This is a genomic window from Citrobacter sp. Cb041 (genome assembly GCF_030336655.1).
GTDB lineage: Bacteria > Pseudomonadota > Gammaproteobacteria > Enterobacterales > Enterobacteriaceae > Citrobacter > Citrobacter braakii.
The window spans coordinates 620,557-638,633 of the sequence record NZ_JAOWDD010000028.1 but is presented as its reverse complement, the minus strand read 5'-3'; the positions used below and the strand labels follow the sequence as shown (position 1 = coordinate 638,633).

General features: G+C 54.7%; 19 protein-coding genes. 10 read left to right on the top strand and 9 right to left on the bottom strand.

All coding sequences use genetic code 11. The features are described 5' to 3' along the window. The first annotated feature begins 25 nt into the window (after positions 1-25). Both OGV52_RS05550 and ybiJ read left to right on the top strand, forming a co-directional pair. Positions 26-292, top strand: coding sequence for a DksA/TraR family C4-type zinc finger protein (locus tag OGV52_RS05550; protein ID WP_287108191.1), 267 nt, complete (start codon positions 26-28; stop codon positions 290-292). Between the two features lie 300 nt (positions 293-592). Beyond that, positions 593-853: a DUF1471 family protein YbiJ gene (ybiJ, locus tag OGV52_RS05545; protein WP_016152363.1), complete on the top strand. Its 261-nt coding sequence runs from the start codon at positions 593-595 to the stop codon at positions 851-853. A 97-nt stretch (positions 854-950) separates the two neighbouring features. Here the strand turns inward: ybiJ and OGV52_RS05540 are convergent, their stop codons facing one another. The 4 genes from OGV52_RS05540 to rhlE form a co-directional block, all read right to left on the bottom strand. Further along, complete coding sequence (locus OGV52_RS05540) at positions 951-2,036, bottom strand: malate/lactate/ureidoglycolate dehydrogenase (protein WP_287108190.1); 1,086 nt, start codon at positions 2,034-2,036, stop codon at positions 951-953. A gap of 161 nt (positions 2,037-2,197) precedes the next feature. Beyond that, positions 2,198-3,166, bottom strand: a complete 969-nt coding sequence (gene ybiB, locus OGV52_RS05535) for a DNA-binding protein YbiB (protein WP_016156063.1) — start codon at positions 3,164-3,166, stop codon at positions 2,198-2,200. Between the two features lie 29 nt (positions 3,167-3,195). Further along, positions 3,196-5,346 carry an ATP-dependent DNA helicase DinG gene (gene dinG / locus OGV52_RS05530; protein WP_141875010.1) on the bottom strand — a complete coding sequence of 717 codons (2,151 nt, stop codon included), beginning with the start codon at positions 5,344-5,346 and terminating at the stop codon, positions 3,196-3,198. A 96-nt stretch (positions 5,347-5,442) separates the two neighbouring features. Next, positions 5,443-6,786: an ATP-dependent RNA helicase RhlE gene (gene rhlE / locus OGV52_RS05525; RefSeq protein ID WP_287108189.1), complete on the bottom strand. Its 1,344-nt coding sequence runs from the start codon at positions 6,784-6,786 to the stop codon at positions 5,443-5,445. A gap of 221 nt (positions 6,787-7,007) precedes the next feature. Between rhlE and cecR the strand changes: the two genes are divergently transcribed. From cecR to OGV52_RS05500, 5 genes are read left to right on the top strand one after another with little or no spacing between them, the layout of a single operon-like run. After that, positions 7,008-7,685, top strand: a complete 678-nt coding sequence (cecR, locus tag OGV52_RS05520) for a transcriptional regulator CecR (protein WP_016152358.1) — start codon at positions 7,008-7,010, stop codon at positions 7,683-7,685. Beyond that, positions 7,682-8,677, top strand: a complete 996-nt coding sequence (hlyD, locus tag OGV52_RS05515) for a secretion protein HlyD (protein WP_016156061.1) — start codon at positions 7,682-7,684, stop codon at positions 8,675-8,677. Before cecR ends, hlyD begins: the two co-directional genes overlap by 4 nt. Next, complete coding sequence (locus tag OGV52_RS05510; protein WP_016152356.1) at positions 8,670-10,406, top strand: ATP-binding cassette domain-containing protein; 1,737 nt, start codon at positions 8,670-8,672, stop codon at positions 10,404-10,406. The genes hlyD and OGV52_RS05510 overlap by 8 nt, the downstream gene beginning before the upstream one ends. Continuing rightward, on the top strand, positions 10,399-11,532 hold the full coding sequence (locus OGV52_RS05505; RefSeq protein WP_016156059.1) for an ABC transporter permease: 1,134 nt from the start codon (positions 10,399-10,401) through the stop codon (positions 11,530-11,532). Before OGV52_RS05510 ends, OGV52_RS05505 begins: the two co-directional genes overlap by 8 nt. 10 nt (positions 11,533-11,542) lie before the next feature. Then, positions 11,543-12,649 (top strand): ABC transporter permease, encoded by a 1,107-nt coding sequence (locus tag OGV52_RS05500; protein WP_287108188.1) that lies wholly within the window; start codon positions 11,543-11,545, stop codon positions 12,647-12,649. On the opposite strand, the gene OGV52_RS05495 is transcribed toward OGV52_RS05500, so the two are convergent. Further along, positions 12,611-13,021 carry a YbhQ family protein gene (locus OGV52_RS05495; RefSeq protein ID WP_016152353.1) on the bottom strand — a complete coding sequence of 137 codons (411 nt, stop codon included), beginning with the start codon at positions 13,019-13,021 and terminating at the stop codon, positions 12,611-12,613. The genes OGV52_RS05500 and OGV52_RS05495 overlap by 39 nt on opposite strands. Positions 13,022-13,152: 131 nt before the next feature. On the opposite strand from OGV52_RS05495, the gene OGV52_RS05490 reads away from it, so the two are divergent. Genes OGV52_RS05490 through OGV52_RS05480 form a run of 3 tightly spaced genes read left to right on the top strand, consistent with a single transcriptional unit; the run spans position 13,153 to position 16,114 of the window. Further along, a complete protein-coding gene (locus OGV52_RS05490) occupies positions 13,153-13,914 on the top strand; it encodes an endonuclease/exonuclease/phosphatase family protein (protein ID WP_047501274.1) in 762 nt (253 codons plus the stop codon). After that, on the top strand, positions 13,911-15,152 hold the full coding sequence (clsB, locus tag OGV52_RS05485) for a cardiolipin synthase ClsB (RefSeq protein WP_287108186.1): 1,242 nt from the start codon (positions 13,911-13,913) through the stop codon (positions 15,150-15,152). Before OGV52_RS05490 ends, clsB begins: the two co-directional genes overlap by 4 nt. Next, positions 15,152-16,114, top strand: a complete 963-nt coding sequence (locus OGV52_RS05480) for a lysylphosphatidylglycerol synthase domain-containing protein (RefSeq protein ID WP_047501277.1) — start codon at positions 15,152-15,154, stop codon at positions 16,112-16,114. The genes clsB and OGV52_RS05480 overlap by 1 nt, the downstream gene beginning before the upstream one ends. Positions 16,115-16,153: 39 nt before the next feature. On the opposite strand, the gene OGV52_RS05475 is transcribed toward OGV52_RS05480, so the two are convergent. The 4 genes from OGV52_RS05475 to moaC are packed head-to-tail and all read right to left on the bottom strand — an operon-like array spanning position 16,154 to position 18,077. Then, complete coding sequence (locus tag OGV52_RS05475) at positions 16,154-16,858, bottom strand: Bax inhibitor-1/YccA family protein (RefSeq protein WP_003831536.1); 705 nt, start codon at positions 16,856-16,858, stop codon at positions 16,154-16,156. 41 nt (positions 16,859-16,899) lie between these two features. Next, on the bottom strand, positions 16,900-17,352 hold the full coding sequence (gene moaE / locus OGV52_RS05470; RefSeq protein WP_046274634.1) for a molybdopterin synthase catalytic subunit MoaE: 453 nt from the start codon (positions 17,350-17,352) through the stop codon (positions 16,900-16,902). Between the two features lies 1 nt (position 17,353). Further along, positions 17,354-17,599: a molybdopterin synthase sulfur carrier subunit gene (gene moaD / locus OGV52_RS05465; RefSeq protein ID WP_016152348.1), complete on the bottom strand. Its 246-nt coding sequence runs from the start codon at positions 17,597-17,599 to the stop codon at positions 17,354-17,356. Continuing rightward, positions 17,592-18,077, bottom strand: coding sequence for a cyclic pyranopterin monophosphate synthase MoaC (moaC, locus tag OGV52_RS05460; RefSeq protein WP_003035188.1), 486 nt, complete (start codon positions 18,075-18,077; stop codon positions 17,592-17,594). Before moaC ends, moaD begins: the two co-directional genes overlap by 8 nt.

The window sequence follows — 18,077 nt, the reverse complement described above, 5'->3', positions numbered from 1 at the left end:
TTGTAGACATCAGCAGGAGGTAGGTATGGCATCCGGATGGGCAAATGACGACGCTGTTAACGAACAGATCAACAATACTATTGAAGATGCTGTTGCCCGCGCCCGCGGTGAGTTACCGACGGGGGAAAGTCTGTATGAATGCGAAGAATGTGGCAATCCAATCCCTCAGGCCAGACGGAAGGCGGTGCCCGGCGTACGCTTGTGCATCACATGCCAGCAGGATAAAGATTCACATAGCGCAGCATTTTCAGGATATAATCGCAGAGGTTCGAAAGACAGCCAGCTACGTTGACTTATCTTTACCGAAAGTTTCAGCGCATACGATTTCCTTTACGAGCACGCTTTTTTGCACTCTGTGTAGCAAAATGTGCCGTTGTCGGTTTCTCTGTAAAGCGCAATGACAAGAACTGTAAATCCCTCTTTCGAATTTATTAATATTCAATAAGTTATTTGTCATTCAATTTTTTTGATTGATGTCGTCAATTCTATTCGATTTTATCTCGCATAAAAAAACGTGATACTTCTCACATCGACGAAACAACGTCTTCTTAAAGAACACTGACTAACAGAACAAACCTGCGAGAAATTAATCATGAAAAATATCAAATTTGCTGTTGCCGCCATCGCTCTGTCTACCCTGTCATTTGGCGTTTTTGCTGCCGAGCCAGTTTCCTCTACTCAGGCGCAAAACATGAACAAAATTGGTGTGGTATCTGCTGACGGCGCCACCACGTTGGACGGCCTGGAAGCAAAACTGGCTGAAAAAGCGACCGCTGCTGGCGCAACGGGTTACAGCATCACTTCTGCTATCGGCAAAGACAAAATGAGCGGCACCGCGGTTATCTATAAATAACCGAAAGATTACCTGTACGACCCAATGCTCCAACCCTCATTGACCCTGTTTGTTACCCTTTGTTTGCCCGTCCGCCACTGGACGGGCTTTTTTTTGCTTAGTGTTCCAGTCGTTGACGGAATTCCTGCAACATGGCGTCTGGCATCCCTATTTGCAACGCCGCCTCGCAAATCGCCTGCCAGCTTCCGGCATCCAGCGGAATACCTTGCTCCAGCCGTTCTTCACGAGTATTCACCTCCCACTCCCCTGGCAACAGGATCGGGGCATCTTCAGCATGGGGGGACGCTTTCACCCACTTAGCAAATGCCGCGACCTGGTTGTCGCAGTCCGGCGCGCCAAACAGTTCCGGATTCATAATGATGGTCGTCATACAGTTAATGATGGCGTCCGCGCTGGTCTGCAGGCTCTCTTCATGTGTGGTTTTACCACCAGAAAGCGCTCCCCCCATAATTTCGCACATTGCCGCCAGCGCATAACCTTTGTGTTGGGCGAAGGTCAGCAACGACCCCAGTGGAGAGACCTGCATTACGGCAGGATCGGTTGTGGGTACCCCATTAGCATCAATCAGGCATCCCGGAGCCACCGGCTCACCCTTGTGCCATGCCACACGAGTTTTGCCAAACGCGATGGCGCTGGTTGCATAGTCCAGCAACAACGGGAACGTATTTTTACGCGGGAACACCACGCAGAAGGGGTTAGTGCCAAATCGACTATCGCGGCCATGAAACGGTGCGACCATCGGGATCCCTACCACATTCACAAAGTGCACCGAAACAAAACCCGCCGCCGCACATTGCTCCGCCCAGTAGCCAATGCGTCCAATATGGTGCGAATTATGTAATGCCACGGCAGCGATACCGTACTGGCGCGCTTTTTCGATCCCAAGCGTAATTGCCTCGTGGGCCGCCACCTGACCAAATGCGCAGTCGCCGTCAAGCGTAATCACCGCTCCCGCATCGTTGACCACTTTGGCATGGCGGTTGATCTGCAGGTGTCCCTGCGAAAATGAGCGAATATAGCTTGGGATCATGCCGATACCGTGGGAGTCGTGGCCGGCGAGGTTAGAGGCTATCAGATGATCTGCTACCAGCCGCGCCTCCAGCTCATTGCTTCCCATCTGGTGAAAAACGGCCTGGATAAAGGCGTGCAGCGTTGGCACATGGAAGCGATGTCCACTGTTCATTGTTATCTCCTGTTGTGTCGCGTGTTGATTGTGTTTCTTATTTTTCAACAAACTATGCTGCGCCACAGCGCTCAGGAGATCAATAAACGTGCAGAAATTTCACGTTGCCGGAAGGCGTGAAGCGACGGGCCAGGCAAATGACCCGTCGAGAGAAAGAAAAATCAGAAGCTTTGCTCGACGCGGCCAAGTCCTTCAGCCAGCGTCGCGGATTCACCGGTTGCTACCAGGCAGCAGGCCATCTGGATTTTCAGCGATGCCGGAACCGGCTCACTGCCCGCCAGACAACGCTCAATCCAGCGCGCGGTAGTTTCCGGGTCTTTAGCCACCGGCAGTGGGACCGGCTCATCGGGCATCTCGCTCTGCCGGTCCTGTAGCACTCGCACGCCGGACGAATCTATCAGGCTTATCTGCGGGCAGCGCTGCGGGTTGGCGTACACTTCACCCTCGGTACCGTGCATCAACAGGGCACGCCCACCGATATCGCCGAAAAATTTCGCCACGCGCGATACGTATTCCGGGTGGGAAACGCTGGAAAGACGCAGCGCGGCATCTTCGGCAAACGGCGTGGCTAATTTAGCCAGCGTATGCGCACTGTTACGCACGCCCATTCGCCAGCGCATCGCCAGCTGTTTTTCCAGCGGAGGACACAGCGCACTCACCGGGATAAACACCGGCTCATGACCATCCAGCTTTGCCTGCGCCTGCCCGGCATGCAGCGTCGGCGCAATCCCCATCAGTTCAAAAATGGTTTCAGTCAGCACGCGGGTTGGATCCTCGCTGACGCCGTGCACCACCACCGGGAAGCCCAGTTTATGCAGTAAAATCGCCAGCAGCGGAGTCAAATTTGCCTGCTTGCGCGCGCCATTGTAGCTGGGAATGACAATCGGCATGGGTTTGGCCACTGGCGGAGTCAGGCGAATGGTGTGGTTCTGCATCGCTTCGTAAAAGCCCAGCATCTCCGCTTCGCCTTCGCCTTTAATACGCAGCGCAATCAGTACACCGCCCATCTCAAGATCGGGCACCTCGCCGTTCATCATATGGGTATACAGTCCGCGAGCAGTATCCTTATCCAGGTCACGCGCGTGATTTTTTCCTCGCCCAATCTCTTTGATGATTTTGCGGTAATCCATCGATAACTCCTTGCCTGTTGCTCGCATCGTTAACGCCGACGGCGACGCGTGGGTTTCGCTTTTTCTTTTGGTTTTACTATAACGTCTGGCACAGCAGGTTGCTCTATCGGAAATATGGGTAATGCGTTCAGTAAACGCTTGCCATAGCTTTTGGTCAATAAACGCTTGTCATAAATAACCACTTCTCCCCAGCAGCCGTGGCTACGAATGAGTCGCCCAACCTGCTGGATCAAATTGAATGACGCCGCGGGCAAGCTCTGCACCTCAAAGGGGTAGCGGTTCAGGCTTTTCAGCCACTCGCCCTCGGTGATCACCACCGGGCTGTCGATAGGCGGAAAAGCAATTTTGTGAATATGCACCTGGGTCAGCAAGTCGCCTTTCAAATCCAGACCTTCGGCAAAAGATTGCAGCCCAATCAGTACGCTACGCTCGCCGTTGGTCACCCGCTTGCGGTGCAGCTCCACCAGTCGATAGCGCGGCTGGTCGCCCTGTACCAGCAACAGCAGGCGCAGATCGGTAACGTGCTCAAGAAAACGCTGCATTGCCCGACCGCTGGCAAAGAGTACTAGCATGCCCTGATGCTTTTTACTTTCCAGCTGTTCGCGGAAATAGGCGGCCATTTCCGCGATATGCTGCTCTTCGTTATCAATTGACGGTTCGTAGCGCATCTGCGGAATGACGATTTTGCCTTGCTCAACGTGATTAAACGGTGAATCCAGCGCGATAAACCTGTCCCCTGCTTTTTCTTTCAGCCCGCTCATCTCCTGCAAACGCGAGAAGCTGTTGAGCGAACGCAGCGTGGCGGAGGTCACGATAATATGCGGTACGCTGCGCCACAGCAGTCGTTCAAGCTGATCGCTCACACGGATCCCCACACAGTGGAACCAGACGTGGATCTGCCCGTCACGCACTTCGCGCGTCGCCCATTTACTCACCGGCGCGCCTGAAGACTGCGCGAGCGAAGCCAGCCGCCACAGTTTGCTTTGCGCCTCAAACATGCCCAGCGCCCGATTCATCTGCAAAATAACCCGATGCAGACGCACAATATCGTGGGTGCCGGTTTTTTCGCTGAGATCGTTGAGGAACAGTTCCGCCAGACCGCGCAGCATTTCTGTTAGCTTCGCCAGACGCTGACAAATCTCCATCACTTCCGCAGGCAGTTCGCCCATCGCGAAGCGGTGTTCCGCCTCCTGGGTCGCAGGCATGTACAGATTAAGAATGTTATTGAGCGATGAAATCAGCTCATACAGTTCCTCACAGTGACCGCTCAGACGCTCGGCATTCGCCAGCGGCGGCGTGGTTTTTGGACGAAACTGTTCCAGGCAGGTGGCTACTAATTTGCAAAACAGATCCAACTGCAGCCGATACCAGGGGGCGCTGATTTCTGCGCTCATCTCCAGCGCATCGCGCGCGACGTCCGGCAAATGGTGACCTTCATCAAGGACCAGCAGCAGGTTCTTCGGCTCCGGCAAAACAGCTTCGCTTTCCATGGCCGCCATCACCAGCGCGTGGTTAGCCACCACCACTTCGGCTTCCTGAATCTCACGGCGGGCGACAAAAAAGGGGCATTCACGATAGTAGTGACAGTTACGATTCAAACAGCTGGCTTTATCAGTGCTCAGGCGTTGCCAGAGTCCGTCGTCGATAGCGATATCCGTGTGATCGCGCAGCCCGTCCCACTTGTAGCTATCGAGATCGCCTTTTAGCCTGGCGCAGCGCTTTTGTTCTTCCTGGTTGTTGGGCGTCAGGTCATCGTCGAGAAAGGCCAACAGATCCTGCTGATTGGGTTCGCTACTGGCCAGCGCCGCTAAATTACGCGGGCAGACGTAACGCCCGCGACCAAACGCGGCGGTAAAACGCAGATCGGGGATAATTTTGCGCAGCAGCGGTAAATCTTTGCTGTAGATCTGATCCTGTAAAGCAACGTTGGCGGTACTGACCACCAGCGTTTTTTGTTCTTCACGCGCTATGGCAATACCGGGAATCAGGTACGACAGCGTTTTCCCCACCCCGGTCGGCGCTTCAATCGCCAGATGCCGCCCTTCTTCCCCGGTGAGCGTTTTCGCGACGTCAGCAATCATCTGCCGCTGCGGCGCACGGGGAATAAAGTCGGGGATCTGTTCCTGAAGCGCCTTATACCAGGCGGCAATTTGCGCTTTTAGCGCAGCCGTTAGTGCCATGAGAAAACCTGAAGTACTGTATAAACAGCCACTATTGTGGCACTTTCTGATACGTGTCGCAAAAAGAAAAGCCCGACCTTTCGGCCGGGCTCGCAATTACTGCGCTGTAGACGGTTTGCGCGGACGGCGCGGTGGACGAGGCTTATCGCCCGCCGGTTTGCCTTCGCCGCTACGCGGTTTCGCTTTTGGCGCACCGCCATCCTGACGACGCGGCTGCTGACTACGCCCTGCTCCACCCTGACCGCGACCACCGCCGCCACGCTGCTGGCGACCATTCTGGATCGGCTCGGCTTTGATGGACGGGTCTGGCTCGTAGCCTGGCATCGCAATTCGCGGGATCTCTTTTTTCAGCAGCTTCTCGATGTCACGCAGCAGCTTGTGTTCATCGACGCACACCAGAGACAACGCTTCGCCGGTAGCGGCCGCACGACCGGTACGACCAATACGGTGCACGTAATCTTCCGGGACGTTTGGCAGCTCGTAGTTCACCACGTGCGGCAGCTCTTCAATATCCAGACCGCGCGCGGCAATATCGGTCGCCACCAGCACACGAATATCACCGGATTTAAAATCAGCCAGCGCACGCGTACGCGCCCCCTGAGATTTATTACCGTGGATCGCCGCGCTGCGAATGCCGTCTTTATTCAGCTGTTCCGCCAGATGGTTTGCACCATGTTTGGTACGGGTAAACACCAGCACCTGCTGCCAGTTGCCCTGACCGATCATCTGCGACAACAGTTCACGTTTACGCTTTTTATCAACGAAATGAACGTGCTGAGTCACCTGCTCTGACGCGGTATTACGGCGCGCCACTTCGATTTCCAGCGGATTGTGCAGCAGCTTTTCGGCCAGCGACTTAATATCATCAGAGAACGTTGCTGAGAACAGCAGGTTCTGGCGTTTTGCCGGCAGTTTCGCCAGAACGCGACGGATATCATGAATAAAGCCCATATCCAGCATGCGGTCAGCTTCATCCAGTACCAGAATCTCAACCTGATCCAGTTTCACCGCATTCTGGTGTTCCAGATCGAGCAAACGACCAGGCGTGGCGATCAGCACATCCACACCGCCGCGCAGCTTCATCATCTGTGGGTTAATGCTCACGCCGCCGAAGACCACCAGCGAGCGAATATTCAGATACTTACTGTAATCACGTACGTTTTCGCCAATCTGGGCCGCCAGTTCGCGGGTTGGCGTGAGGATCAGCGCACGCACCGGACGACGGCTTTTGCCATGCGGCTGATGGGTAATCAGGTGCTGCAACAGCGGCAGGGTAAAACCTGCCGTTTTCCCCGTACCGGTCTGGGCGCTGGCCATCAGATCGCGGCCTTCCAGCACGGCAGGGATCGCCTGCTGCTGAATAGGGGTAGGTTCACGGTAACCCTGCTCGGCAACGGCACGTAAAATTTCAGGGTTTAAACCAAGGGAATCAAAAGACATAACAACTCCGAACCACCCTGACCGTTACCGGTGTCGTTTTCAGGGAGATACATATAATAAAGATGACAAAAACCACAATGTCATGAAGGGGCGGAGTGTAGCAGTTTTTGTGATGTGCCGCATAAATTATCCCTGCGCTGAAAAATAACGGTCCGGACTGGACAAGGTTACACATCAGTCATAATCTTAATCAATCGATTGATTAAGATCTGAGTCGTGCTATGAATACACCCACCATGACAACCAAAGGTGAACAGGCGAAAAATCAGCTCATTGCCGCCGCGCTGGCGCAGTTTGGCGAGTATGGTCTGCACGCCACTACTCGCGATATCGCCGCGCAGGCCGGGCAAAATATTGCTGCTATCACCTACTATTTTGGCTCAAAAGAGGATTTATATCTCGCCTGCGCCCAGTGGATTGCGGATTTTATCGGCTCACAGTTTCGCCCGCACGCTGAAGAAGCCGAGCGTCTGTTTGCTCAGCCGGAACCGGATCGTGGCGCGATGCGCGAACTGATCCTCCGCGCCTGCAAAAATATGATCATGCTTTTAACCCAGGACGATACCGTTAACCTGAGCAAATTTATTTCGCGCGAACAGCTTTCCCCCACCGCGGCTTATCAACTGGTGCACGACCAGGTTATCAATCCGCTACATACTCACCTGACGCGCCTGATTGCTGCCTATACCGGCGGCGATGCCAACGATACCCAAATGATCCTGCACACCCACGCCCTACTCGGCGAGGTACTGGCCTTTCGTCTGGGGAAAGAAACCATTCTGTTGCGTACGGGCTGGTCACAATTTGATGAGGATAAAACCGCGCTGATTGACCAAACGATCACCTGTCACATCGATCTTATTCTGCAAGGTTTAACGCAAAGGAGTCTGGAGTCATGAAAAAACCTGTCGTTCTCGGGCTGGTCATCGCGGCCCTCGTTGCCGTGATTGCCGGTGGAACGTGGTGGTATCAAAGTCGGCAAGATAACGGTCTGACGCTGTACGGCAATGTCGATATCCGTAGCGTCAACCTGAGTTTTCGCGTCGGCGGCAGGCTGGCCTCGCTGGCGGTTGACGAAGGCGATGCCATTACCGCCGGTCAGGTGCTGGGCGAACTGGACCGTGCACCGTACGAAAACGCATTAATGCAGGCAAAAGCGAATGTTGCCGCCGCCCAGGCGCAATACGATCTGATGCTGGCAGGGTATCGTGAAGAGGAGATCGCGCAAACCGCAGCGGCAGTCAAACAGGCGCAGGCAGCCTATGATTACGCGCAAAACTTTTACAATCGGCAGGTGGGATTGTGGAAAAGCCGCACTATCTCCGCCAACGATCTGGAAAACGCCCGTTCATCACGCGATCAGGCGCTGGCCTCTCTGAAATCCGCACAGGATAAACTCAGCCAATACCGCAGCGGTAATCGTGTGCAGGACATTGAGCAGGCGAAAGCCACGCTCGAACAAGCTCAGGCCGAGCTGGCCCAGGCAGAGCTTAATTTGCATGACACCACGCTGACCTCGCCGTCTGACGGCACTTTACTCACCCGTGCGGTCGAACCCGGCAGCATGTTGAACGAAGGGGGCACGGTACTGACGCTGTCACTCACGCGTCCGGTATGGGTTCGCGCCTACGTTGACGAACGAAATCTGAGCCAGGCGCAGCCAGGACGCGAAATCCTGCTTTACACCGATGGCCGTCCGGACAAACCGTATCACGGTAAAATCGGCTTCGTGTCGCCCACCGCCGAGTTTACCCCAAAAACAGTCGAGACCCCTGACCTGCGCACCGACCTGGTTTATCGCCTGCGTATTGTGGTGACTGACGCGGACGATGCGCTGCGCCAGGGAATGCCGGTAACGATAAAGTTCAGCGATGAGGCACGGCATGAATGACGCCGTCATTACGCTGAATGGACTGACGAAAAACTTTGCCGGAATGGATAAACCGGCCGTCGCCCCACTCGACTGTACCGTTCATGCGGGCTACGTGACCGGGCTGGTCGGGCCGGATGGCGCTGGCAAAACCACGCTGATGCGAATGCTTGCAGGGCTGTTGAAACCCGACGCCGGTAGCGCAACGGTAATTGGTTTTGATCCCATCAAAGACGACAGCGCGCTGCATGCGGTACTGGGGTACATGCCGCAGAAATTTGGTCTGTATGAAGATTTGACCGTCATGGAGAACCTCAATCTCTATGCAGATTTACGTAGCGTTACCGGTGAAGCGCGAGAAAAAACCTTTGCCCGACTACTGGAATTTACCTCGCTGGGGCCGTTTACCGGACGCCTGGCCGGCAAGCTTTCCGGCGGCATGAAACAGAAGCTCGGACTTGCCTGTACGCTGGTCGGTGAACCCAGCGTGTTACTGCTGGATGAGCCTGGCGTGGGCGTCGACCCTATTTCCCGTCGCGAACTGTGGCAAATGGTTCATGAGCTGGCCGGGGACGGCATGCTGATCCTCTGGAGCACGTCGTATCTGGATGAAGCTGAACAATGCCGTGATGTGCTGCTGATGAACGAAGGTGAATTGCTGTATCAGGGCGATCCCACTCAGCTTACGCAAACCATGTCGGGTCGCAGCTTCCTGATGAGCAGTTCGCAGGAAAATAACCGCCGACTGCTGCAACGCACGTTAAAACTGCCGCAGGTTAGCGACGGGATGATTCAGGGGAAATCCGTCCGCTTAATCCTGAAAAAAGAAGCGACGGCCCAGCAGATTCAAAACGCTGACGGCATGCCGGAGATAACCATCAACGAAACCGCCCCCCGCTTCGAGGATGCCTTTATCGATTTACTCGGCGGGGCCGGAACATCGGAGTCACCGCTGGGCGCTATCCTGCATACCGTGGAAGGCACGCCAGGTGAAACGGTGATCGAAGCCAAAGCGCTGACCAAAAAATTTGGCGATTTTGCCGCTACCGACCACGTAGACTTTGCCGTGCAGCGCGGCGAGATTTTTGGTTTGTTAGGGCCCAACGGCGCGGGCAAATCCACTACCTTTAAAATGATGTGCGGCCTGCTGGTCCCCACCTCGGGTAAAGCGCTGGTGCTGGACATGGACCTGAAGGTCAGCTCCGGTAAAGCGCGCCAGCATCTGGGCTATATGGCGCAGAAATTCTCCCTGTATGGCAACCTGACGGTTGAACAGAATCTGCGCTTTTTCTCCGGCGTCTACGGCCTGCGCGGTCGGGCGCAGAAGGAGAAAATCGAGCGGATGAGCGAGGCATTCGGCCTGAAGAGTATCGCCTCCCACGCCACCGACGAACTGCCGCTGGGTTTTAAACAGCGTCTGGCGCTGGCCTGTTCGCTGATGCATGAACCCGACATTCTGTTCCTCGATGAACCCACTTCCGGGGTCGATCCCCTCACCCGTCGGGAGTTCTGGTTACATATCAACAGCATGGTGGAAAAAGGCGTCACGGTGATGGTGACCACCCACTTTATGGATGAGGCAGAATACTGCGATCGCATCGGGCTGGTGTATCGCGGAAAACTGATTGCCAGCGGTACGCCGGACGACCTGAAAGCTCAGGCTGCTGACAGTGAGACGCCAGACCCGACCATGGAACAGGCCTTTATCACGCTAATCAATGACTGGGATAAGGAGCATACGCATGAGTAACTCCGTTCTCTCCTGGCGTCGCGTACGCGCGCTGTGCGTGAAAGAGACGCGCCAGATCGTCCGCGATCCCAGCAGTTGGCTGATTGCGGTGGTGATCCCGCTGCTGCTGCTGTTTATCTTCGGCTACGGGATCAACCTCGACTCCAGCAAGCTGCGGGTAGGGATTCTGCTCGAACAGCAAAGCGAAGAGGCGCTGGATTTTACCCATACCATGACCGGTTCACCGTATATTGACGCCACCATCAGCGATAACCGTCAAGAATTGATTGAGAAAATGCAGGCCGGGCGCATTCGCGGGCTAGTGGTGATCCCGGTGGATTTCGCCCAGCAGATGGCGCGACCCAACGACGTGGCGCCGATCCAGGTGATCACCGACGGCAGTGAACCGAATACCGCTAACTTTGTACAGGGTTATGTCGAAGGCATCTGGCAGATTTGGCAACAACAGCGGGCGGAAGATCGCGGAGAATCATTTGAACCTTTGATCGACGTGCAGACCCGCTACTGGTTTAACCCGGCGGCCATCAGCCAACATTTTATTATTCCCGGGGCGGTAACCATCATCATGACGGTCATTGGCGCTATCCTCACCTCATTAGTGGTGGCGCGCGAATGGGAGCGCGGAACCATGGAAGCGCTGTTGTCTACCGAAGTCACCCGCGTCGAACTGCTGTTGTGCAAACTGATCCCCTATTACTTTCTGGGCATGCTGGCGATGCTGCTGTGTATGCTGGTGTCGGTGTTTATTCTCGGCGTGCCTTATCGCGGTTCGTTGCTGATCCTGTTTTTTATTACCAGCCTGTTCCTGCTCAGCACGCTCGGCATGGGGTTGCTTATCTCCACCATCACCCGCAACCAGTTTAACGCCGCGCAGGTCGCGCTAAACGCCGCCTTCCTGCCTTCGATTATGCTGTCGGGTTTTATCTTCCAGATAGACAGCATGCCGGCGATTATCCGGGCAGTAACCTATATTATTCCGGCTCGTTATTTCGTCAGCACCCTACAAAGCCTGTTTCTGGCGGGAAATATTCCGGTGGTGCTGATTATCAACGTGCTGTTTTTAATCGCTTCGGCGGTGATGTTTATTGGCCTGACGTGGCTTAAAACCAAACGTCGGCTGGATTAAGGGGACGGGCATGTTTCATCGCTTATGGACATTAATTCGTAAAGAGCTGCAATCGCTGTTACGTGAACCGCAGACGCGAGCCATTCTGATTTTACCGGTGCTAATTCAGGTTATTCTGTTCCCGTTCGCGGCCACGCTGGAAGTCACCAACGCCACTATCGCTATCTATAACGAAGACAACGGTAAACATTCGGTGGAACTAACCCAGCGCTTCGCTCGCGCCAGCGCCTTTACGCACGTTCTGCTGCTGAAAAGCCCACAGGAGATCCAGCCCACCATCGACACGCAAAAAGCCCTGTTGCTGGTGCGCTTCCCGGCCAACTTTTCGCGTAATCTGGATACCTTCCAGCAGGCTCCCATGCAGATTATTCTCGACGGGCGTAACTCTAACAGTGCGCAAATTGCCGCGAATTACCTGCAACAAATCGTTAAGGAGTATCAGCAGGAGCTGATGGACGGCAAGCCGAAACCGAACAATAGCGAGCTGGTGGTGCGTAACTGGTATAACCCGAATCTGGATTACAAATGGTTTGTGGTTCCGTCGCTGATCGCCATGATCACCACCATCGGCGTCATGATCGTCACTTCGCTCTCGGTTGCCCGCGAGCGCGAGCAAGGCACACTGGATCAGTTGCTGGTCTCCCCGCTTACCACCTGGCAGATATTCATCGGTAAAGCGGTGCCCGCGTTAATTGTGGCAACGTTTCAGGCCACCATTGTGCTGGCGATCGGCATCTGGGCTTATAACATTCCGTTTGCCGGTTCATTGGCGCTGTTCTATTTCACGATGGTGATTTACGGGCTGTCGCTGGTCGGCTTTGGTCTGCTGATTTCATCACTGTGCGCCACCCAGCAGCAGGCGTTTATCGGCGTGTTTGTGTTTATGATGCCGGCGATTTTACTTTCAGGCTACGTCTCGCCGGTCGAAAATATGCCGGTCTGGTTACAGAATCTGACGTGGATAAACCCAATCCGCCATTTTACGGACATCACGAAACAGATTTACCTGAAGGATGCGAGTCTGCAGATTGTGTGGGGAAGTTTGTGGCCGCTGTTGGTGATAGCGGCCACGACCGGCTCAGCGGCGTATGCGATGTTTAGACGCAAGGTGATGTAGCTTTTTGTCTTTCGCCAACAGCGAGACCACGGCGGGTCCGGCAAGGATCACCAGCCCCGCCAGGGCCAGCAAGACGTTGTTTTGCAGCACGCGCGACAGCAACCACAGTACGATCATCGCGGCACCGAAATACCACGTGGTAGTCAGCTCTTCCAGCACATCAGCTACGTCGCGCCAGCGCTGTTCATGGTGACGTTGCAAGGCCAGCATTAATAAAACCGTTACGCCGTAAACGACGCATAATCCCAGGCCGACGCGCACCAGCGTACCGCTCATCCAGCCCATTACCAGCAACGCCACTACCAGTAAATGCAACACAATCTGCCAGCAACTTAGACCCGTTGCGACACGAACACGTTGTTGCCACCTCATGGCTTTTCTCCTGAAGGATTTTCAACTAATTATTCAGAGTACCGGACTTTACGGAAAATTCCGCAACACCGCATCTTTTTGTGACGACGACTACACTATTTTATTTAGGAAGTGACGCCAACGGGAGGCTCATGAGCGGATCGGGAGTTCAATTTTCATTCAATGTGCTCACCATTAATACTCACAAAGGGTTCACCGCCTTCAACCGGCGTTTTATTTTGCCTGAGCTACGGGAGGCTGTCAGAACGGTCGGTGCAGACATTGTGTGCCTGCAGGAAGTTATGGGCGCGCACGATGCTCACTCGCTGCAGATTGAGAACTGGCCGGATACCACCCACTACGAATTTCTGGCGGACACCATGTGGAGCGACTTCGCCTACGGGCGTAACGCCGTGTACCCGCAAGGGCATCACGGTAACGCGGTGCTGTCGCGTTATCCCATTGAACATTATGAAAATCGCGATGTGTCCGTCGGCGCGAGTGAAAAGCGCGGGGTCCTCTACTGCCGCATCGTGCCGCCAATGCTCTCGCACCCAATCCATGTCATGTGCGTGCATCTCGGTTTGCGTGAAGCACACCGTCAGGCCCAGCTCGCTATGCTGGCTGGCTGGGTCAATGCCCTGCCCGACGCGGAGCCCGTGGTGATCGCCGGAGATTTTAACGACTGGCGGCAAACGGCCAATCACCCGTTGAAAGCCAGGGCCGGCCTTGACGAGATTTTTACCCGCGCCCACGGTCGCCCGGCGCGGACGTTTCCGGTGCAGTTTCCCCTGCTGCGTCTGGACAGGATCTATGTGAAAAACGCGAATGCCAGTACCCCAACGACGCTGGCGCTGCGTCACTGGCGACATTTGTCCGATCATGCCCCCCTGAGTGCGGAGATTCATTTATGAAAAATGGCTGGCGTGAAGGCAATCAAATTCAACTACTGGAAAACGGCGATCAATACTATCCCGCCGTCTTTGACGCCATTGCACAAGCACAGAAAAAAATTATCCTTGAGACTTTTATCTGGTTTGAAGATGCGGTCGGAAAACAGCTGCATGCCGCCTTGCTCGGAGCCGCCCAGCGCGGAATCAAAGCAGAGGTGCTGCTGGACGGTTACGGTTCGCCGGATCTTAGCGACAGTTTTGTCGAAGAGTTGACCGTAGCTGGCGTTATTTTCCGCTACTACGATCCGCGCCCGCGTCTGTTCGGTATGCGCACCAATCTCTTTCGCCGTATGCATCGCAAAATTGTGGTCATTGATGATCGTGTTGCCTTTGTCGGCGGTATTAATTATTCCGCTGAACACATGTCTGATTACGGTCCCGAGGCCAAGCAGGATTACGCCGTTCGCGTGGAAGGTCCTGTCGTGGCCGACATCCTGAAATTCTTGCTGGATAACTTACCAGGACAGAGCGCCGTACGACATTGGTGGCGACGTCATCACCGGGCAATTGAGAATCATCGGCCTGGCGAAGCTCAGGCGCTGTTTGTCTGGCGCGATAACGAAGAGCATCGCGATGATATTGAACGCCACTATTTGAAAATGCTGACCCAGGCCCGGCGGGAAGTGATCATTGCCAATGCCTATTTCTTTCCGGGTTATCGCCTGCTGCATGCCCTACGAAAAGCTGCGCGACGCGGTGTTCGGGTAAAACTCATCGTCCAGGGTGAACCGGATATGCCGATTGTGAAAGTGGGTGCCCGCCTGCTGTATAACTATCTGGTTAAAGGCGGCGTCCATGTCTATGAATACCGGCGTAAGCCCCTGCATGGTAAAGTCGCGCTGATGGACGATCATTGGGCGACGGTAGGTTCCAGCAATCTCGACCCGCTCAGTCTGTCGCTCAATCTGGAGGCAAATCTTATTATTCATGACCGCACGTTTAACCAGGCCCTGCGTGACAACCTGAACCCCATTATTGCGCAGGACTGCAAGCGAGTTGATGAATCAATGCTGCCAAAACGTACCTGGTGGAACCTGACCAAAAGCGTGCTGGCCTTCCACTTTTTACGCCACTTCCCGGCGCTGGTCGGCTGGCTACCGGCGCACACCCCGCATCTGGCCGAGGTAGAACCCCCCGCACAGCCAACTCTGGAAACCCAGGATCGTATTCCGACTGAGGATGCAGGAGGGGAAACCTGATGCCAAAAAACCACCGACGCTGGCGCTTAGCGAAAAAGATCCTCACATGGCTATTTTTTATTGCGGTCATCGCATTGCTGGTCGTTTATGCCAGCAAGGTCAACTGGCAGGAAGTGTGGACGGTAATCCGCGATTACAATCGGACCGCCCTGCTCAGCGCCGTAGGGCTGGTGATTGTCAGTTATTTACTTTACGGCTGCTATGACCTGCTCGGGCGCTACTACTGCGGGCACAAGCTGGCAAAACGCCAGGTCATGCTGGTGTCGTTTATCTGTTACGCCTTCAACCTGACGTTAAGCACCTGGGTGGGCGGTATTGGGATGCGTTATCGTCTCTACTCGCGTCTCGGATTGCCGGGGAGCACAATTACGCGAATTTTTTCACTGAGCATTACCACTAACTGGCTGGGCTATATTCTGCTGGGCGGTTTTATTTTCACCTTCGGCGTCGTTGAACTGCCCGCGCACTGGTATATCGATGAAGGTACGCTACGCCTCTTAGGCATTGCGCTGCTGCTGATGATTGTTGTTTATCTGTGGTTTTGCGCTTTCGCCAAACATCGCCACATCACCATCAAGGGCCAAAAACTGGTACTGCCCTCCTGGAAATTTGCCCTCGCGCAAATGGCGATATCCGGTACTAACTGGATGGTAATGGGGGCGATTATCTGGCTGTTGCTGGGTCAGAATATCAACTATTTCTTCGTGCTGGGCGTGCTGCTGGTGAGCAGTATCGCCGGTGTTATCGTGCATATTCCGGCGGGGATTGGTGTGCTGGAGGCGGTCTTTATGGCGCTGCTGGCAGGAGAGAATACCTCTCAGGGGACAATCATTGCCGCCCTGCTCGCGTATCGCGTGCTGTACTATTTTATTCCGCTGCTGCTGGCGCTGATGTGCTATTTGCTGCTGGAGAGTCGGGCGAAAAAGTTGCGGGTAAAAAACGAGAAGGCGATGGCGAAATAATTCACCGGATGGCGGCTTACGCCATCCGGCAACAGAGAGTTAACGACGATTGCCGAAGATACGCAGCAGCATCAGGAACAGGTTGATGAAGTCCAGATACAGCGTTAAGGCCCCAAGAATTGCGTATTTACGCAGATTTGAGCTGTCACGCAGGTCGATCTGCTCACCGATATTTTTCAGCTTCTGCGTGTCATAAGCGGTCAGGCCGACAAACACAATCACCCCAATATAGGTCACCGCCCACATCAGCGCTTCGCTCTTCAGCCAGAAGTTAACCAGCGAGGCCAGCACAATACCGATCAGCGCCATAAACAGCATATTGCCGAAACCGCTGAGATCGCGTTTGGTGGTGTAGCCGTACAAACTCATGATCCCGAACATCCCGCCGGTGACCACGAAGGTGCTGGCGATAGACGAGTAGGTATAGACGATAAAAATGCTTGATAGCGTCAGCCCGGTTAATGCCGAATAGAGCATAAACAGCGTGGTCGCCATTCCCGCGCTGAGCCTTTGCACCATGCCGGACAGGACGAACACCAGCGCTAGCTGGGCGATGATCAGTCCAAAGAAGGTGATTTTGCTGGAGAAGACAAACATCATCACCGCGGGCGTATTTGCTGCATACCAGGCGATAAACGCCGTCAGCAACAATCCGCAGGTCATCCAGCCGTACACCTGCGCCATATACGTTTGCAGGCCGGAACGGGCCTGTACAATAGAATCGGATCGTGGGAATCGGTCCATGACAATCTCCTGAATCAGTATGAGCCTACACCAATTGTACTCTACCAGCGTTTTGCTGCTAGCTTATCGCTGTCGCGGGCATCAACCCAGCGCTCACCTTCTGGCGTGGCCTCGCGCTTCCAGAACGGTGCGCGGGTTTTCAGATAATCCATAATGAACTGCCCGGCATCAAACGCGCTGCTGCGATGCGCACTGGTCACGCCAACAAAAACGATTTCGTCACCCGGCCACAGTTCGCCAATGCGATGAATGACCGTTACTCGTCCCAGCGGCCAGCGCGCACGCGCTTCGTCGACAATCTCCGCCAGCGCTTTTTCGGTCATTCCCGGATAGTGTTCCAGCGTTAACGCCTGCACGCTATCGCCGAGATTGTGATTGCGGACTTTACCGGTGAAAGTGACCACCGCGCCATCTTCATCGCGTTCGGCCAGCCAGGGATACTCATCCCCGACGCTGAACGGCGCATGACCAACAACAATTCGCGTTTCAGCCATCTTAGCCTCCGGTTACCGGTGGGAAGAAAGCCACTTCGTCACCCGCATTAAGGGGATGGTCAAAACTGACCAGCGTCTGGTTTACCGCTGCCAGCAGCTTGCCGTCTTCCAGCGCCAACGCCCAGCGATCGCTTTTTGCCGCAAGACTCCGGCGCAGCGCTTCTACCGTTGCAAACTCAGCGGCGACTTCTATCGCATCCGTGTTCACCAATTCCCGTACCTGAGCAAAGAAAAGAACCTTAATCATGCGCATCCACCTTAAAATCTCCCGATTTGCCGCCGCTTTTAGCCAGCAGACGCACCGGACCAATCACCATATCCTTTTGCACCGCTTTGCACATATCATAGATGGTCAACGCTGCCACGGAGGCCGCCGTTAACGCTTCCATTTCGACGCCGGTTTTCCCGGTCAGGCGACACAGCGTTTCAATGCGTACGCGGTTGTGTTCCGGCTCGGCGTGCAGATTAACTTCAACCTTGCTCAACATCAGCGGATGGCACAGCGGGATAAGATCCCAGGTCCGTTTGGCGGCCTGAATACCGGCAATACGCGCCGTGGCGAAAACGTCGCCCTTATGGTGGCTGCCGTCGATAATCATCGCCAGCGTTTCGCTACGCATGGTAACGAATGCTTCTGCACGCGCCTCGCGTACGGTTTCCGCTTTGGCGGAGACATCCACCATATGCGCTTCGCCAGCGGCGTTAATATGAGTCAGTTGCGACAT

Bases quoted from the DNA above. Each gene is read 5' to 3' on its own strand.
- OGV52_RS05510 (WP_016152356.1), top strand. From the start codon at position 8,670: ATGAATGACGCCGTCATTACGCTGAATGGACTGACGAAAAACTTTGCC.
- OGV52_RS05550 (WP_287108191.1), top strand. From the start codon at position 26: ATGGCATCCGGATGGGCAAATGACGACGCTGTTAACGAACAGATCAAC.
- OGV52_RS05480 (WP_047501277.1), top strand. From the start codon at position 15,152: ATGCCAAAAAACCACCGACGCTGGCGCTTAGCGAAAAAGATCCTCACA.
- hlyD (WP_016156061.1), top strand. From the start codon at position 7,682: ATGAAAAAACCTGTCGTTCTCGGGCTGGTCATCGCGGCCCTCGTTGCC.
- OGV52_RS05475 (WP_003831536.1), bottom strand. From the start codon at position 16,858: ATGGACCGATTCCCACGATCCGATTCTATTGTACAGGCCCGTTCCGGC.
- OGV52_RS05490 (WP_047501274.1), top strand. From the start codon at position 13,153: ATGAGCGGATCGGGAGTTCAATTTTCATTCAATGTGCTCACCATTAAT.
- OGV52_RS05505 (WP_016156059.1), top strand. From the start codon at position 10,399: ATGAGTAACTCCGTTCTCTCCTGGCGTCGCGTACGCGCGCTGTGCGTG.
- moaC (WP_003035188.1), bottom strand. From the start codon at position 18,077: ATGTCGCAACTGACTCATATTAACGCCGCTGGCGAAGCGCATATGGTG.
- OGV52_RS05500 (WP_287108188.1), top strand. From the start codon at position 11,543: ATGTTTCATCGCTTATGGACATTAATTCGTAAAGAGCTGCAATCGCTG.
- rhlE (WP_287108189.1), bottom strand. From the start codon at position 6,786: ATGTCTTTTGATTCCCTTGGTTTAAACCCTGAAATTTTACGTGCCGTT.
- OGV52_RS05495 (WP_016152353.1), bottom strand. From the start codon at position 13,021: ATGAGGTGGCAACAACGTGTTCGTGTCGCAACGGGTCTAAGTTGCTGG.
- dinG (WP_141875010.1), bottom strand. From the start codon at position 5,346: ATGGCACTAACGGCTGCGCTAAAAGCGCAAATTGCCGCCTGGTATAAG.
- ybiJ (WP_016152363.1), top strand. From the start codon at position 593: ATGAAAAATATCAAATTTGCTGTTGCCGCCATCGCTCTGTCTACCCTG.
- OGV52_RS05540 (WP_287108190.1), bottom strand. From the start codon at position 2,036: ATGAACAGTGGACATCGCTTCCATGTGCCAACGCTGCACGCCTTTATC.
- cecR (WP_016152358.1), top strand. From the start codon at position 7,008: ATGAATACACCCACCATGACAACCAAAGGTGAACAGGCGAAAAATCAG.
- moaD (WP_016152348.1), bottom strand. From the start codon at position 17,599: ATGATTAAGGTTCTTTTCTTTGCTCAGGTACGGGAATTGGTGAACACG.
- clsB (WP_287108186.1), top strand. From the start codon at position 13,911: ATGAAAAATGGCTGGCGTGAAGGCAATCAAATTCAACTACTGGAAAAC.
- ybiB (WP_016156063.1), bottom strand. From the start codon at position 3,166: ATGGATTACCGCAAAATCATCAAAGAGATTGGGCGAGGAAAAAATCAC.
- moaE (WP_046274634.1), bottom strand. From the start codon at position 17,352: ATGGCTGAAACGCGAATTGTTGTTGGTCATGCGCCGTTCAGCGTCGGG.